Here is a 16,474-nt window from a genome sequence, read left to right as displayed (position 1 = left end):
GGGCAACATTGTTGACCTCGCCTCCGCGGCCGGCAAGGGCGTTCACGGAAACGGCGGCGGTGGTGTGCCAGAACGCCGCCCCGCGATCAGCGGATTGACATTTCCGGCTCTTCAAACGATAGTTTCATACAAATGTTTGAAATGCAACTCCCCGTCGTCTTCGTCATTCCCCGCCGCACCGCGGAATAACGGAAAGGCTCAAGACCATGGCCAGCGACCAGACCCGATCCGCCATTCTCGCCGCCGCCGAGCGGCTCTATGCCGACCGCGGCTTCGGCGACGTCACGCTGCGCGACATCGTCGCGGAGGCGAACGTCAACCTCGCGGCGGTGAACTATCATTTCGGCTCCAAGGACGAATTGATCGCGGAGCTGTTCGTCACCCGCAGCATCCAGACCAACCGCGAACGTCTCAATGAATTGAAGGCGGCCGAGGAATCAGGCGGCGGACGCGCCTCGATCGAGGACATCATGCGCGCCCTCGTCGGCCCCACTTTGCGCGGCTGCCTCGGGCCCGATCGCGAGGGCTCGACCGCGGCGCGTTTCATGATCCGCGCCTCGATCGAATCCGTGCCGCCGATCCGCCGCATCAAGAATCGCGAGGTCGATCACTTGCGCAAATTCGCCGCCGCGATGCGCCGCGCGCTGCCGGGCCGCGACGACACCGAGCTGTACTGGGGCCTGCACTTCGCGCTCGCGATGGCGCATCACACCATCCGCGAGAAGGAACGCCTGCTGCGGCTGTCGGAAGGCAAATGCGACCTCGACGACGTCCGCGCAATCATCGATCGCGTGGTGACGGTCTCGGTGATGGCGCTGACGATGAGCGACGCGCCGAGCAAGCCGGCGCTGCGGCCGGTCGTGGTGCACGGCAGGCTGACGCGCCAGGATTTGTGAGGCCTCGCCTCACACCATCGCGATGCAGTCGATCTCGATGTCGAACGGGCCGGTCCATTCCGGGATGCAGACGAAGATCCGCGCCGGCAGGTCATCCGCGAAATATCTGCGGTAGATCGCGTTGAAAGTCGCGAAGTGTCTTGCCGAGGTACAGAAGATGTTGCACTTCATCACGCTGTCGAAGGACGCGCCGGCCGCCTCCAGACACTGTTTGAGCTGCTCCATCACCAGCTCGCTCTGCCGCTCGATCGAGGCGCTGGCGGCGATCTCGCCGGTTGCCGGATCGAACGGCGGCAGGCCGGAGACGAAGATCATGTTGCCGGCGCGGGTGACTGCCGAGGCCGGCGCATTCCAGCGCTCCAGCCAGCTCGAGATCGGTTCGACGCGGACCACTTCCCGTTTCATGATTGGCACCTTCGATAGGGATCGATGGCGCCAATCTAGCAGGCTCGTGTCAATGATGATTCGATGCAGGTCGAAGTGTTGTAGCCGACCAACCAGCCCTCTCCCCGTCATCCTGAGGAGCGCGAAGCGCGTCTCGAAGGATGCGCGGCCCGGCTGGTGGCCGATTCATCCTTCGAGGCTCGCTCCGCTCGCACCTCAGGATGACGGGAAGAGCGGACCGCCCGCGGCTCCGAAGTCAGCGTCACAGAATCCCCTGCGCCTTCAGTCCTTCGACCTTGGCGTCGTCATAGCCGATGGTCGCCAGCACGTCCTTGGTGTCGGCCCCTAACAGCGGCGGGGCGCGGTAGTCGGTGATCGGCGTGCCCGAGAAGGTCAGCGCATTGCGGATCAGCGACAGGTTCGGCTCGAAGGGGTGATCGACCTTGACCCGCATGCCGCGCGACTGCACATGCGGATCGCTGAACACCTGCTCGAAATTGTTGATCGGGCCGGACGGCACGCCCGCCTCCTCGAGCTTCTCCAGCCAGTAGGCGACCGGATGCTTCAGGAACAGGCCGGCGAAGATCGCCATGATCTCCTTGCCGTGCACGACGCGGTCGTTGTTCTTGATGAAGCGCTTGTCGTTGGCGAGCTCGGGTTCGCCGAGCACGGCGCAAGTGCGCTGGAACTGGCCGTCATTGCCGACCACCAGCATCAATTCGCCGTCGGTGCAGCGAAACACGCCGGCCGGCATGCCGCCATTGCCCCAGGTGCCGCGGCGCGGCGGCATGGTACCGTTGACGAGATAGATCTGCAGCCAGTGCGACAGCGAGGCAATCACCGTGTCGAACAGGCAGACGTCGACATGCTGCCCTTCGCCATTGTTGGCGTCGCGATGGTAGAGCGCCGACAGAATTCCGATCGAGGTGTTCATGCCGGTCATGTAGTCGACGATCGAGGGGCCGACCTTCATCGGGCCCGCACCGGGCTCGCCGTCGATATGGCCGGTGACGCTCATCAGGCCGCCCATCGCCTGCAGGATCGCGTCATAGCCAGCGCGCGTGGCGTAGGGGCCGGTCTGGCCGAAGCCGGTCACCGAGCAATAGATGATGCCGGGGTTGAGCTGCTTGATGGTGTCGTAGTCGAGGCCGTAGCGCTTGAGATCGCCGACCTTGTAATTCTCCATCATCACGTCGACCGACTTGGCCAGCTCGCGGATGATCGCCTGCCCTTCGGGCTTGGCGATGTTGACGGTGACGGACTTCTTGTTGCGGTTGGCGCAGAGGTAGAACGAGTTGTTGTTGTTCGCCTTGCCTTCGGGATCCTTGAGATAGGGCGGGCCAAAGGCGCGGGCGTCGTCGCCGCCGCCGGGCCGCTCGATCTTGATCACCTCGGCGCCGAGATCCGCCAGCATCTGGGCCGACAGCGGGCCCGCGAGCACCCGCGTGAGGTCGAGAATCTTGATGCCCGAAAGTGGCAGAGCCGACATGAACGTTCCTCCGAAATCTCGCTAAATCTTGATTATCCGGCGCCGGACCGTGTCTTGCCCGTTTCTTGCCCGTCTCCTGGGCGCGCCAGAGCTTGGCGATACACCATTTTGCTGCCGCGAGCACTGCATTGTCGGCATGAAGCCATCCCCGTGTGGCGCAACGGCGGGGACCCTTCGGGAACCGGCCGCGAGTATCGGGCCGATTGCCGCCACGCGAAATTGTGAAGTTGGCCGACACCGATTTGCCGCAGCATCAGCGGCATTTTACCGCGACGAGGAGGACATCATGCGGACGATCACGACAGCCGGGCTGCTGCTGACCCTGCTTGCGGCCGCAACGCCGCCGGCGGATGCGCGCAGCGGCCATGGCCATGGCGGCGGATTGCACGGCATGCATGCCGGCGGCGCAAGTCGCGGCGGCGGATTTGCCGCCGACAAACGCCACGCCGACGACCCCTACACCAAGGCAGCCTCCGAAGAGGAGGACCGCCTGCTCAACAACAAGCTGAAGAGCATCTGCCGCGGCTGCTAAAGCGCGATGAGATCAGGTTGAATCGTCATCGCGCTTCCGGGAGTTAATCAAGTGCTCCCGAGGTTCGGCATCTGCGGCTTTGTACGGGACCGCTCAGAACGGCGGCGGTCCGGGATTGGGTAGGGCTACGTCGAAGGCAGTGACGACGGTAGCGATGCAGCGGTAGAAGCCGCAGAGCGCCACCAGTTCGACCACGCCCTTCAAGCCCAACGCCTGCTGCAAGCGCTGCTGCAGGAGGTCGGGCAGAGACTCTTGCGCCACGACATGGCGGGCCGCGCTGCAAATGTCGACGTAGAGAGCGCTCATGGGCGGAGCCGCGAAATCACCAGCCTGCAATGCGTTCACCACCGCCTGGGGCACGCCGGCGGCGAGAGCGATCGGCGCATGCTGCTCCCATTCATAGGCCACGCCAAGGCCGCGCGCCGTCGCCAGGATGGCGAGTTCGCGCACGTCGGCGCTGAGCAGGCCATGAAAGCGCAGATAGCTGCCGAGATTGCCGATATGCTCAGCCAGCACGGGATTGTTCATCAACGCCAAATACATGCCATGAAGCCCGCCGCGCGGGCCGGCCAGGCGCCGGTAGATGGCGCGGCCCTCGTCGTCCAGATCCGGCGTCGGGTCGGGCAATTGTGCCATGGCTTCAGTCCAGCGACGCCACTTTGGCGCGGTTCCAGGGGCCCACGGGCGTGGTGGCGTCACGGTCGCAGCGCACATCGACGATGAACGTGCCGCCCGAACGAAAGGCGTGCTCGAAGGCGCCGACCAGGTCGCCGGGCTGCTCCACCACCACACCGTCGGCACCGAGCGAGCGCGCAAATTGCACCCAGTCGTGGGTGCGAAGCAGGGACAGTTCGGCTGCGGCCGGGCTCATCTGCTTGGCGCGCAGGTAGACATTGCCCAAGGCGCCGTTGTTGATGACGACGTAGACGATCGCGAGACCGTGACGCGCCGCGGTCTGGATCTCGATGCCGTGCATCAGCATGCAGCCATCGCCGGTGATAACCGCACACGGCAGTTCCGGCCGCGCCAGCTTGGCGCCGATTGCCGCGGGAATGGCCCAACCCATCGGCGCCATGGCGGTGGCGGTGAGATAGGCGCTGGGCCCATGACTTTGCCAGTAATGCCCGCCAAAGACCCGATGCGCGCCGGAATCGACCAGCAGCACGCAGTCGCGCGGGGCCACCTGACGCAGGTCGGCAACGGCGCGCGCCGGATGTATGGGCACCGCATTGCTCCGGGTGTTGGCCACATCGTACAGGCGCGGCATGGCGCGTATACGCGCGGTCCATGCGTCGCGCGCCGCCCGGGTGCCGGCAAGAGCGCTGCGCACGGGCTCGTCGTCCAACATCCAGCGCACAAACTCGCGCGCGTCGCCCACCACGGACCCGGTCACCGCATAGTCGCGACCGAACTCGCAAGCGTCGATGTCGACCTGTACGGTGACCGCCGGCAGGTTCGGGTTCCACGACATGGTGTCGCGCTGGCTTAGGCCCGAGCCCAGGATCAACAGCACGTCGGCCTTCACGTCGGCCGCCGGCGGCGAGTCGGGGCCGGTGTCGTCCTCCGGCGTCAAGGCCAGTGTCGAATGGCGCGTCCCGCCATAGCCAAACACGCCCAGCGACAGGCGATGGTCTTCCGGGATTACGCCCTTGGCGCGCAACGTGGTGGCAACCGGAATGCCGCAGCTATCGGCAAGCCGCACGAGGTCCTCCGTGGCGCCGGATCTCACGCAGCCGTTTCCGGCCAGAATGGCGATGCGCGGGCCTGCCGTCAGCAATGCTCGCGCGGCGGCCGCGGTCTCCCGGTCCAGCACACGCGGCGGCGTTGCCAGGCCGTATTGCAGCGGGCGGTAGGCCTCGGTCACGGGCCGCTCGTGCAGATCTTGCGGCAGGCTCAGGAAGACCGGCCGCGGCGAGTCCCCCACCATGGTGCGCAATGCCACATGCAAATGATGCGGCAGCAGACTGACCGCCGGCACTTCCTGAGCGAACGCCGTCACCGGCCGCATCAGGGCGACGTCGTTCATGCCCGTACCGCTGCCGTCCTGGAATGAACCGCGGCCTTCCCAGTCGCTTTGCACTTCACCGGTCACGGCGAGGATCGGCGACTCGTCGGCATAGGCATTGGCGAGCGCCGCTACCAGATTGGCCGCGCCCGGCCCGCCGATGCCGAGGCATACGCCGAACCGGCCGCTTGCCCGCGCATAGCCGTCCGCCATGAAGCCCGCGCCGCCTTCATGGGCGGCGACGATGGCTTTCACGCCGGTGACGTCGCCGAACTCGGTGAGGAAGCCGTCGATCAATCCGCCGGGCACCATGAAGACATGGCTGATGCCTTCCTGCTTGAGCGCGCCGAGCACGAATTCGATAGCGTTGGGTGGTTTGTTCATAGCGTCATACCCAGTTGGACTGCGGCCGGCTTGCGTCCCTCGCTGACCGCCAGCGCGGTACGCACGCCGGACTCGATGGCGCCTTCGATCCACGCATGCTTGAGCGAGGTGTGCTCGCCCGCGAAGTGAACCTTGCCGCCTTCCGGCTCGAGCAGGTAGGGCATCAACATCTCGAACTGCCCCGGCGCAAAGATGGCCGCCTCGCCGCACGCGAAAGGATCCTGCATCCAGCTCTTGCTGGTGCCACCGACATATAGTTTACGCACGCCCTCGCCGTGCAACGCGCAGACGCCGTCCAACGCAAACTGCAGGCGCGTGGGCTCCGTCAGCGAGTCCCAGCGCAAGGCGTCCTCGCCCCAGACGTAGCTCGCGAGCACGACGCCGCCCCGGTCGGAGCCCATGTCGTGGCTCGGGTAGTAGATGTAGCGGTTGGCAAGGTCGGTGGTGGAGCCCCCGCCGTAGATGTCGTCGTCCTGCTCCCAGAAGCGGCGGCTGAATTCGAGCAAGACCTTGGTGGCGGCGTCATAGTGCAATTCGCGAATGGCACGCCGGCGCTGCGGCACGAACAACGGGTCAGTGCGCACGAATCGCAGGCTGGAAAACGGGATCGCGACAATGGCCGAGTCGCCCTTGAAGGTCTCGCCACTGGTTGTACGCAGACTGACTCCGCTACCGTCCCAGCTCAACGCGCTCAGGCGCTGGCCAAAGCTGATGCTGTCTTTCAGCGCTGGCAGGAAGGCTCGCGGCAACAAGTCGTTGCCGCCGGGTATCTGCCAATAACGAACCTTGTCATTGATGATGGCAAGCTCGATAAAGGCCTGCACGAAGGACGTCATCAATCGCGATTCCAAATTGTTCAGCACGACGATCATCTCGATCGCTTCCTCGGAATACAGCGTCTGCTCCTTCAGGAAGCGGCGCACCGAGAATTCGCCGAAGCGTTCGATCACCACCGGCCATCGCGACGCCGGATCGGCCTTGATGAAATCGCGCAGCGGCGCCAGCGCGGCGTCCAGCATTTGCTGCGAGGTCAGGCCTTGCTCGCCCGGCGGCAGCGGGAAGTTCAACTGGCCGGCGGTGTAGGCGCTACGCCTGATCTTCACGCCGTTGACGAACAGCCATTCATTGTTGCGCGACACCGGGTCGGCAGCGTCGCGGGTCGCGGGGTCGATGTCGACGTTGAAGAAGGGTTCACGCGGCAACTTGAACAGGTCGGCGAATGCGCTGGCAAGCTGGTGCTGGCTCGGGATCCGCATCGCGCCTGCTTCGGCATAGAGATCGCCGCTGAAGGAGCGAAAGGTATGCACGCGGCCGCCGACATAATTGTTGGCTTCCAGAATGCGCACGTGGTGGCCCGCGTTGCGCAAAAGATACGCCGCGGTCAGGCCGGCCATGCCGGCGCCGACAATGATCACGTCCTGCGGGCGCGCCGGTCGCGGCAATCCCCGCTGGACGATTTGGACGTACTCTTTGATGATCGGGTCCAGCGCCTCATCGCCCAGATCATGCAACAGCGACTCTTCCATGGCGTTATTTCCCTTTATGATGCTTGGAGCAGCGTACGGGCTTCGCGTAGATCAGGTTCGTCATACCCTTCGGTGAAAGCGGAACAGGCGGTTTGCAGTTGATGCCCGTCGCATCGTCCCCGGTGATGGCGCTCCAGGCGATAAAGGCTCATCGCCGCGCGCAGCTCGAGTGACCGGTTATTCTGCCGGCGCGCCAGGGCCAGCGCCTGGTGCAGGCTGTCCCGAGCGGCATCCGCCGCGCCGGCGTCTTCGGCGAGCAGCAGTTCGGCTTTCAGGCGAAGCAGTTCAGGTTGCCAGCGGCGCTCGAGGGTGTGCTCGATCCGCTCCAATGCGTCGTTCACGGCGCGCAACCCCGCGGCCGCTTCGCCGTTCTTGAGATACAGCTCGGCCAGCATGGCCAGGTAGTTGGGCTGGGCCAGTTCGGCACCGGTCGCCTGCACCGCCTCGATGCCGCGCAGCATGGTGCGGATGCCTTCGGCCGTGTGGCCTTCCTCGCCCAACAGCCAGCCCTGAAGCACGGAGCCCCGCGCTTCCCAGTAGGAGAAGCCGCGCTCGGTGGAGCAGGCCATCAACTGCTGCAGGCAATCACGCGCCTGATCCGCGGCCCGCCTGAACTGATGCAGCAGCGACGCGTAGTACAAGGCGTGCGCGAGGCTCGGCAGATGCGACAACTCGTGCGCAAGGCGCACCGATTCCTCGCTGCGCGCCAAGGCCTGCTCGGCGAGGCCCTGATGCCACAGCGCCCAGGCGCCGCAGGAAAGACTGGTGATGCGCGGGTCGCTCGCCGCTACACTGACATGCTGCCGCGGGTCGTACAGCGCCACGGCTTGTTCCAGGTTGGCGGCGGCGGGCTCGATCTCGCCCTGGTAGTACTGAGTGGTGCCCATCGCATAACGCGCCATCGACCACTGTGTGTCGACGTTCGATTCCTCAGCCGAGGTGATGAGTTGCTCGGCGAGACCGCGCGACGTGGCCAGGCGGGCACGGTTCAAGTAGTAGCGCCACAGTCCAAACAAGACGGTGAACCGCTGCTCGGCCTCGCCCAGTTCGTTCGCGAGTTCGCGTGCCCGCTCATAGGTCCGCTCAACCTCCGGCGCCGCATAGCCGCGCGCCGCCATCAGCGCCGGTCCGAGACCGAGCCTCACCTCAAGTTCCTGCCTGGACCGCTCGGACCCTGCGGGTAGGCCGGCCAACAATTCCAGCGCCGCATTGAACTGGCTGATTGCCTCGCGATGCGCCGCGCGCCCTACTGACAATTGCGCCGCGCGCTGCCACTGCGGGATGGCCTGTGCGGCCAGGCCGGCCTCGGTGTAGTGATAGGCCAGCACCTCGGGTTGCCCCTGCGTAAGGGGGGCGAAGCTTTCCACCAGTACCTGGGCGACGCGCTGGTGAAACAGCTGGCGCGTGCTGCGCAGCAGGGAGCCATAGGCGGCGTCTTGCACCAGCGCGTGCTTGAAGGTGTAGGTGGCGCTGGGCGGCAAGCCGTGTTGCTGCAACACCTCGGCGACGACAAGCTGCTGCAACGACTGGCGCAGCGTCGCCTCGTCCATTTTCGCCACCGCATGCAACAGGTCGTAGGCAAAACTGCGACCCAGCACGGCGCCAAGTTGGGCCACAGTTTTGGCCGTCGATAGACGGTCCAGGCGCGCCATCAACGAGTCATGCACCGTGGCAGGAATGGCCAGCGGGGTAAGCGGCCCCACGAGTTCGTAGCGCTCGCCAAGGTCCCTCAGCAGACCAAGCTCCATCACCGTCTTGGTCAATTCCTCGACGAATAGCGGCACGCCATCCGTCTTCTTGATGATCTGCTCCAGCACCTCCGCCGGCAGCGGCTTGCTACCCGTCACCTGGAGCACCAGCTGGCTGATCTCGCTGCGCGCCAACCGGCCGAGGCGCAGCGCGTTGACCTGCGGCCGCGCCCCCCAGGGCGGCTGGAAGTTGGGTCGGGCCGCGGTCAGCAGCAGGATGTTGGCGGTGGGCACCTGATCGATCAGCAAGCCCAAAAGTTCCAGCGTGGAAGGATCCAGCCAATGCAGATCTTCGACCACAAGCAGGACCGGTTTGCGTGCGGCCAGCGCCAGCAGCAGAGTGAGGATCGCTTCCAGCGTTTCCTTCTGCGTGCCGGCCGTCGCGGCGGGTTGGCCAGCTTCGCTGGGAAGGGACAGCAAGGCGGCGAACACGCTCGCCATGCGGGCGTCGCCGAGACCATGCAAGGCGAGGCCCTGATGCAGCTTGGCCAGGCGTGCCGGCGCATCGTCGCCGGGCTCAAATCCCAGCAGCCCTTGCAGGAGATCGATGACCGGGTGTAGCGCGGTGTTCTGGTGGTACGCCGAGCCGCTGGCGGAGAAGCACAGGGCGTCACCGGCCGACACATGGGCGCGCAGCATATGGACCAGGCGCGACTTGCCGATGCCGGCCTCGCCGCTGAGGCAGACCACCTGCCCCGTTCCTTCCACCACCTGGGCCCAGCGGTCTTGCAGCAGCGAAACCTCGCTGTGCCGCCCCACCAGGGCCGTTAGTCCCGCGGAGGTGGCGGCTTCGAAGCGGCTGGCCGTCTTGCCTATGCCGCGGATGCGATAGCCATGCGTGGGGGGCGCGATGCCCTTGAGCGCCAGCTCACCCAAATCCTCGTAATCGAATGCGCCTCCGGCCAGGCGGCGCACCTGCTCGCTCACCACGATACTGCCGGGTTGAGCTACGCCTTGCAGCCGCGCGGCGAGGTTTGGTGTGTCGCCGACCACCGTATGCTCCTGCGCGGAGCCTTGTCCAATGAGGTCGCCGACCACCACGACCCCCGTCGCAATACCGATGCGGATTTGCAGCAGGTCGGCGGCCCGCGTCTCCAGGCCGGCAAGGACGGCAACGATTTCCAGACTGGCGCGCACGGCGCGCTCCGCATCATCTTCATGCGCGAGCGGATAGCCGAAATAGGCCACGATGCCGTCACCCAGGAATTTGGCGACGAAACCTTCATAGCGCGCGATGACGCCCGAGCACGCGTCCTGATAGGAGCGCATCACCTCGCGCATGTCCTCGGGATCGAGCCGCGCCGACAGTGCGGTCGAGCCAACCAAATCGCAGAACATGACGGTCAACTGACGACGCTCCGCGGCGTCCCGCGGGCCCGGTTCGGCCGACGTCGGTTGCGATACCTCAGCCTTTTCCGTGGCGCTCAATTTCGCGATCGCCTTGAGGAGGCGCTTGCGGTGCCCCAACGGCACGCCGAGCTTCTCAAGATCGATCTCGTTCAGCTCAAGCAGGACTTCGGCATCGATTTCGTTCGCCCGGAACAGCGTTCCATATTGTTCGAGGCCCAGCTCCAGCAACCATCCCTCGACATCCATGGTCGCATCCCAATTGGTTTCAAAATCCTTTGCAGTAAAATCCCATTGTGCGCCGCTGCTTTCGTAGCTCGACAATCGCCTGCAGCGGGAGCTTCATCAGGCCGGCCCGACTTTCGGTCACCTGCCGGCCTTCAGCCTTAAATCATTGGCGCACGCAACGTGGCACTTCGATCGAAGTGCCGGAAAACTGATGAATGATTTGTGCGGAATCAACCGAAAATTGATGGAATCGCAACTGCAGCGCCAGATACTGCAAACCGTATCCTTTATTGCGACTTCCATCGGAATGAACGCTATCTGAAGTTTCTTGGGTAAACTATTGCACGTCTTCCGGCAATACGCAATGAATACAGCCGCTTCGGATCATGCGTCCATTCACTCGGCTCAAGCCGGCGCCGGGCCTCAGGACGCGATCGCCTGTCGCGGCTGCGCGGTGGCGCCGATCAGCTTGCTGATCTCGGGCTTGCAGCCGCCGCAATTGGTGCCGGCCTTCAGGCAACGGCCGATCGCCTCGACGCTGCCGGCGCCCTTCCTGATCTCGGCCGTGATCTGGTGCCGTCCGATGCTGAAGCAGGAGCAGACGATCGGACCGACATCCTCGCCCGCGCCGAACGGCCGCCCGGCGAGCAGTGCCATCCGCGCATTGGCCGACAATTGTTGCTCCGCGAACAACCCGGCGAGCCACGCCCGCGACGGCAGCGCGTGATCGGGCGCGATGAACACGCAGCCCTCGAGCCGGCCGTCGCGCACCGCGGCGTAACGGAAATGGCCCGCGGCCGGATCGCGATAGGCGATCCATTCAATCTCGACGCCTTCGAGGCCGAGCTGCGCCCGCGCCCAGTCGCGCCAGCTCTCCGGGCGAACGTCGAGCGCGAGCTCCAGCCGCGTGCAATCGCCGGCCTTGCCGTAAACCCAGTAGCCGGTTGCCGGACGCTTGATCGCATCGCGGCTCAGGATGAAGGCGTGCCATTTCGGCGCGTACGGATCGGCCTTGACCGGCGTGTGCTTGGACTCCGGCTGGCCGGACAGCGGATCAACCGCCGGATTGACCAGCGCGTTGACGCGCCCCTCGCCGGCAAATTCCTCGTTCCAGTGCATCGGCACGAATACGCAGCCCCGGCGCTGATCGGCGCTGACCACGACGCGCGCGATCATCTCGCCCCAGCTGCTCGTCAGCCGCACCAGCCCTTCATTCTGCAGCCCGGCCTGCCGCGCATCCTCGGGGTGGAATTCGGCATAGGGCTCGAAGATATGCGACAGCAGCCGACCGGTCTTCCCGGTCCGGGTCATGGTGTGCCACTGATCTCTGATGCGGCCGGTGTTGAGCACCAGCGGAAAATCGCGGCTAGTCGCATGGCGCGCGGCGCGCGGCGCGACCGGCACGAAGCGCGCCTTGCCGTCGGGCGTGAAGAATTTCTGGCTCTCGAACATCCGCGGCGTGCCGGCCGGATGGTCAGATGTCACCGGCCACTGCACCGGCGCGAGCGCGTCGTAGGCGTCGTCATCGAGCGCAGCCAGCGCCGAGATGTCGAAATCGCGCCGGCCGTTATTCTCAAAGCCCGACAATTCGGCGTGCTCGCGGAACACCTCCGCCACCGAGGCGTAGTCGAAGCCCGGATATCCCATGCGGACCGCGACATCGCAGATGATCCGCCAGTCGGCGCGCGCTTCGCCCGGCGCTGACAGGAACGGCCGCTGCCGCGAGATCCGGCGCTCGGAATTGGTGACGGTGCCGTCCTTCTCGCCCCACGCCAGCGCCGGCAGCAGCACGTCGGCATGACGCGTGGTGTCGGTGTCTCGCATGCAGTCCGTCACCACCACGAGCTCGCAGGCGTCGAGCGCGGCGCGCGCGCGGTCGGCATCGGGCAGGCTCACCACCGGATTGGTCGAGATGATCCACACCGCCTTGATGCGGCCGTCGGCGATCGCATCGAACATGTCGACCGCCTTCAGCCCGCCCTTCTCCGCAATCACAGGCGCGCGCCAGAACCGCTGCACCAGTTCGCGATGCGCCGGGTTCTCGATCTCCATATGCGCGGCGAGCTGGTTGGCGAGACCGCCGACCTCGCGGCCGCCCATCGCGTTGGGCTGGCCGGTGAGCGAGAACGGCCCCATGCCGGGACGGCCGATACGTCCGGTCAACAGATGGCAATTGATGATGGCGTTGACCTTGTCGACGCCGCTCGACGACTGGTTGATGCCCTGCGAATACAGTGTGACGACGCGCTCGGTCTTCGTGAACCAGTCGAAGAACAGCCCGACCGCGCCTTCGGTCAGGCCACAGGTCGCCGCGGTCTGCGCCAGGGTCTGGCCGGCCACCTGCTTGAGGGCGTCGACGATCCCCGTCGTGCAATTGCCGACAAAGCCGCGATCGACCGCATTGCTGCCGGCGAGGAACGCGAACAGCCCGTTGAACAGCACGGAGTCGCTGCCGGAGCGCAGCGGCAGATGCAGATCGGCGCCCTCGCAGGTCGCGGTGCGGCGCGGATCGATCACCACGATCTTGGACGCCGGGTTCTTCTCCTTCGCCGCCAGCATGCGCTGATGCAGGATCGGATGGCACCACGCAGCGTTGGAGCCGACCAGCACCAGAAGGTCGGCCTGCTCGAGATCCTCGTAGCAACCCGGCACGGTGTCGCTGCCGAAGGCACGCTTGTGCCCCGCGACGCTGGAGGCCATGCACAGCCGCGAATTGGTGTCGATATTGGCGGTGCCGACAAAGCCCTTGGCGAGCTTGTTGATGACGTAATAGTCCTCGGTCAGGAGCTGGCCGGAGACGTAGAACGCGACGGCGTCGGGCCCGTGCTCGCGAATAACGCGACTGAAGCCATCGGCGACACGATCGAGCGCGTCATCCCAGCCCGCCGGCGCGCCGTCGACGACAGGCGCGAGCAGACGCCCGTCGAGATCGATGGTCTCGGCGAGCGCCGAACCCTTGCTGCAGAGCCGGCCGAAATTGGCCGGATGCTGCTTGTCTCCCTCGACCCGAACGGCGCCCGCCGCGTCCCTCGACGCGATGACGCCACAGCCGACACCGCAATAGGGACACGTGGTCTTGACGGACATGGCTGGCCGATCCTTGCCCGCTCAGCTCACCGCGGCCGCCTGCCGCACCGACAGCCAGATAACGCCGTTCTCGACCTTGGCCGGATGGGTATGCGTGCAGCCTTCGTCGGGCGCGACCGCCTGCCCGCTGGCCAGCTCGATGACGAAATTATGCAGCGGACAGGTCACGCGCTTGTTGTGCACGATGCCTTGCGACAGCGGCCCGCCCTTGTGCGGGCAGCGGTCGTCGAGCGCGAACACCTCGTCGCTCTCGGTGCGGAACACCGCGATGTTGCCGCCCGGCGTGCGCACCACGCGCGAGCCGAGCCGCGGAATGTCGTCGAGCGCGCCGATTTCGATCCAGCTGGTCATGCGAGCTCCAATTCGGCGAGAGGCGCGAACTCGTTGCGGTCGACGCCGCGGCTGGCGCGCTCGGCCCATGGATCGGTCTGCGCGAATTGCTGCGAGTGGGCAAAGCGGGCGAACAGCGCCTTGCGGTTCGCGATGTCGTCGACCACCCGCTTCCTGATCTGCTCGAGACCGACGCGGTCGCACCATTTGTACATGCGCTCGAGATACCAGCCCTCCTCGCGGTAAAGCTGGGTCAGCGCCACGATCACCTCGAGCGTCTCGTCCTCGGTCTCGACCTTGGTCAGGAACTCGGTGCCCTTGATGTGCAAGCCCGCGGCGCCGGCGAAATGGATCTCGTAGCCGGAATCGACGCAGACCACGCCGACGTCCTTGCAGGTCGCCTCCGCGCAGTTGCGCGGGCAGCCCGAGACGCCGAGCTTGACCTTGGCCGGCGTCCACGAGCCCCACATGAACTTCTCGAGCTTGACGCCGAGACCGGTAGAGTCTTGAGTGCCGAAGCGGCACCATTCGGAGCCGACGCAGGTCTTCACCGTGCGCAGGCCCTTGGCGTAGGCATGACCCGACACCATGCCGGCATCGTTGAGATCGGCCCACACCGCCGGCAGGTCCTCCTTCTTGACGCCAAGCAGGTCGATGCGCTGGCCGCCGGTGACCTTCACCGTCGGGATGTTGAACTTCTCCGCGACATCGGCGATGGCGCGCAGCTCGCTCGGCGTGGTGACGCCGCCCCACATCCGCGGCACCACCGAATAGGTGCCGTCCTTCTGGATGTTGGCGTGGACGCGCTCATTGATGAAGCGCGACTGCTGGTCGTCGCGATACTCGCCCGGCCAAGTCGCGAGCAGGTAGTAATTAAGCGCCGGACGGCAGGAGTGGCAGCCGTTGAGCGTCTTCCATTCCATGAAGCGCATGACGGCGGGAATGGTCTTGAGCTGCTGCTCGACGATGACGCGTCGAACGTCGTCGTGGCTGTGATCGGTGCATTTGCACAGCGGCTTGACCTTCGGCGCCGCCGAATAGTCGCCGCCGAGCGTGAACGCCAGCACCTGCTCGACCAGGCCGGTGCAGGAGCCGCAGGACGACGAGGCCTTGGTATGGGCGCGGACGTCGTCGAGCGTGAACAGCTTCTTCTCGGAGATCGCCTTGACGATCGCGCCTTTGCACACGCCATTGCAGCCGCAGATCTCGGTCTCGTCGCTCATCGCGGCAACCGAGTTCTGGCCGCTGACGCCGCCCTCGCCGAGATTGGCGGCGCCGAACACCAGGCGCTCGCGCATATGCGAGACGTCGGTGCCGTCGCGCAAATGCTGGAAGTACCAGGGGCCGTCGACGGTGTCGCCATAGAGCACGGCGCCGACAATCTTCTTGTCCTTCAGGATGATGCGCTTGTAGACGCCGCGATTGGCGTCCTGCAGCACGATCTCCTCCTTGTCCGGGCCCGGCGCGAAGTCGCCGGCCGAGAACAGGTCGATGCCGGTGACCTTCAGCTTGGTTGAGGTGACCGAGCCGTCATAGGTGGCAAAGCCCTTCATCGCGAGGTGGTTGGCGCAGACCTTGGCCTGATCGAACAGCGGCGCGACGAGACCGTAGGTCTGGCGGCGGTGCTGCACGCATTCGCCGACTGCGTAGATGCGGCCGTCATAGGTCTGCATGGTGTCGGAGACGACGATGCCGCGCTCGCAGTAAAGCCCGGCCTTCTTGGCGAGCTCGAAGTTCGGGCGGATGCCGACTGCCATCACCACGAGATCGGCCGGCAGCTCGGTGCCGTCGCCGAAGCGCACGCCGGTGACGCGGTCCTCGCCCAGAATTGCCTGGGTCTGTGCCGGCATCTTGAACACCATGCCGCGCTCTTCCAGCGACTTGCGCAGCAGTCCGCCGGCCACCGGATCGAGCTGGCGCTCCATCAAGGTGTCGAGCAGATGCACCACCGTGACGTTCATGCCGCGCTTCATCAGCCCGTTGGCGGCTTCGAGGCCCAAGAGGCCGCCGCCGATCACGACCGCGTTGCGATAGTCAGTCGAGGCCTTGATCATGCGGTCGACATCATAGATGTCGCGGAAGCCGATCACGCCCGGCAGGTCCTTGCCCGGCAGCGGCAGCATGATCGGATTTGAGCCCGTCGCGATCAAAAGGCGGTCGTAGGGTACGCGCGCGCCTGCCTCGGTGACGACTTCGCAGGTGCGGCGATCGATCATGCTGATCGTCTCGCCCTTGCGCAGCGTGATGTTGTTGTCCTCATACCAGTCGACGGTATTGAGCATGATGTCGTCGACGGTCTTCTCGCCGGCGAGCACCGGCGACAGCAGGATGCGGTTGTAGTTGCCGTACGGCTCGGAGCCGAACACCGTGATGTCGTAGAGATCGGGGGCGCGCTCGAGCAGCGCCTCCACCGTACGGATGCCGGCCATCCCGTTGCCGATCACCACGAGCTTCTGCTTGGTCACTTTGTCGAGCATGGTCTGCCTTTCAATTCCGACGGCGCTGCGCAGCGACGCGA

11 protein-coding genes are annotated in these 16,474 nt (G+C 65.5%); 2 read left to right on the top strand and 9 right to left on the bottom strand.

Annotated features, from left to right (window positions below; translation table 11 throughout):
• The first annotated feature begins 206 nt into the window (after window positions 1–206).
• The gene (locus ACVW1C_RS36870) at window positions 207–896 is read left to right on the top strand and encodes a TetR/AcrR family transcriptional regulator (RefSeq protein WP_456762451.1); all 690 of its coding nucleotides are present in this window, start codon (window positions 207–209) and stop codon (window positions 894–896) included.
• A gap of 9 nt (window positions 897–905) precedes the next feature.
• Here the strand turns inward: ACVW1C_RS36870 and ACVW1C_RS36865 are convergent, their stop codons facing one another.
• Window positions 906–1,301, bottom strand: coding sequence for a Rid family hydrolase (locus ACVW1C_RS36865; protein WP_456762450.1), 396 nt, complete (start codon window positions 1,299–1,301; stop codon window positions 906–908).
• A gap of 241 nt (window positions 1,302–1,542) precedes the next feature.
• On the bottom strand, window positions 1,543–2,769 hold the full coding sequence (locus tag ACVW1C_RS36860) for a CaiB/BaiF CoA transferase family protein (RefSeq protein WP_456762449.1): 1,227 nt from the start codon (window positions 2,767–2,769) through the stop codon (window positions 1,543–1,545).
• A 286-nt stretch (window positions 2,770–3,055) separates the two neighbouring features.
• Here ACVW1C_RS36860 and ACVW1C_RS36855 point away from each other — a divergent pair, with 286 nt between their 5' ends.
• Entirely contained in the window at window positions 3,056–3,301 is a 246-nt protein-coding gene (locus ACVW1C_RS36855) for a hypothetical protein (protein WP_456762448.1), read from the top strand.
• 93 nt (window positions 3,302–3,394) lie between these two features.
• Here ACVW1C_RS36855 and ACVW1C_RS36850 read toward each other — a convergent pair whose 3' ends face one another.
• From ACVW1C_RS36850 to nirB, 7 genes are all read right to left on the bottom strand, one after another.
• A complete protein-coding gene (locus ACVW1C_RS36850) occupies window positions 3,395–3,937 on the bottom strand; it encodes a carboxymuconolactone decarboxylase family protein (protein ID WP_456762447.1) in 543 nt (180 codons plus the stop codon).
• Window positions 3,938–3,941: 4 nt separating this feature from the next.
• A complete protein-coding gene (locus tag ACVW1C_RS36845) occupies window positions 3,942–5,690 on the bottom strand; it encodes a thiamine pyrophosphate-binding protein (protein WP_456762446.1) in 1,749 nt (582 codons plus the stop codon).
• The gene (locus tag ACVW1C_RS36840; RefSeq protein ID WP_456762445.1) at window positions 5,687–7,216 is read right to left on the bottom strand and encodes a flavin monoamine oxidase family protein; all 1,530 of its coding nucleotides are present in this window, start codon (window positions 7,214–7,216) and stop codon (window positions 5,687–5,689) included. The genes ACVW1C_RS36845 and ACVW1C_RS36840 overlap by 4 nt, the downstream gene beginning before the upstream one ends.
• 14 nt (window positions 7,217–7,230) lie before the next feature.
• Window positions 7,231–10,635, bottom strand: a complete 3,405-nt coding sequence (locus ACVW1C_RS36835; RefSeq protein ID WP_456762444.1) for an AAA family ATPase — start codon at window positions 10,633–10,635, stop codon at window positions 7,231–7,233.
• Window positions 10,636–10,962: 327 nt separating this feature from the next.
• Entirely contained in the window at window positions 10,963–13,626 is a 2,664-nt protein-coding gene (locus ACVW1C_RS36830; protein WP_456762443.1) for a nitrate reductase, read from the bottom strand.
• Between the two features lie 21 nt (window positions 13,627–13,647).
• Window positions 13,648–13,977: a nitrite reductase small subunit NirD gene (gene nirD / locus ACVW1C_RS36825; protein WP_456762442.1), complete on the bottom strand. Its 330-nt coding sequence runs from the start codon at window positions 13,975–13,977 to the stop codon at window positions 13,648–13,650.
• On the bottom strand, window positions 13,974–16,433 hold the full coding sequence (gene nirB, locus ACVW1C_RS36820; RefSeq protein WP_456762441.1) for a nitrite reductase large subunit NirB: 2,460 nt from the start codon (window positions 16,431–16,433) through the stop codon (window positions 13,974–13,976). Before nirB ends, nirD begins: the two co-directional genes overlap by 4 nt.
• Between the last annotated feature and the right edge of the window lie 41 nt (window positions 16,434–16,474).

Source organism: Bradyrhizobium sp. USDA 4011, assembly GCF_054063415.1.
This window is presented reverse-complemented; position numbering and strand designations above follow the sequence as displayed.

Bases quoted from the DNA above. Each gene is read 5' to 3' on its own strand.
- nirB (WP_456762441.1), bottom strand. From the start codon at position 16,433: ATGCTCGACAAAGTGACCAAGCAGAAGCTCGTGGTGATCGGCAACGGG.
- ACVW1C_RS36865 (WP_456762450.1), bottom strand. From the start codon at position 1,301: ATGAAACGGGAAGTGGTCCGCGTCGAACCGATCTCGAGCTGGCTGGAG.
- ACVW1C_RS36830 (WP_456762443.1), bottom strand. From the start codon at position 13,626: ATGTCCGTCAAGACCACGTGTCCCTATTGCGGTGTCGGCTGTGGCGTC.
- ACVW1C_RS36870 (WP_456762451.1), top strand. From the start codon at position 207: ATGGCCAGCGACCAGACCCGATCCGCCATTCTCGCCGCCGCCGAGCGG.
- ACVW1C_RS36840 (WP_456762445.1), bottom strand. From the start codon at position 7,216: ATGGAAGAGTCGCTGTTGCATGATCTGGGCGATGAGGCGCTGGACCCG.
- ACVW1C_RS36860 (WP_456762449.1), bottom strand. From the start codon at position 2,769: ATGTCGGCTCTGCCACTTTCGGGCATCAAGATTCTCGACCTCACGCGG.
- ACVW1C_RS36855 (WP_456762448.1), top strand. From the start codon at position 3,056: ATGCGGACGATCACGACAGCCGGGCTGCTGCTGACCCTGCTTGCGGCC.
- ACVW1C_RS36850 (WP_456762447.1), bottom strand. From the start codon at position 3,937: ATGGCACAATTGCCCGACCCGACGCCGGATCTGGACGACGAGGGCCGC.
- ACVW1C_RS36845 (WP_456762446.1), bottom strand. From the start codon at position 5,690: ATGAACAAACCACCCAACGCTATCGAATTCGTGCTCGGCGCGCTCAAG.
- nirD (WP_456762442.1), bottom strand. From the start codon at position 13,977: ATGACCAGCTGGATCGAAATCGGCGCGCTCGACGACATTCCGCGGCTC.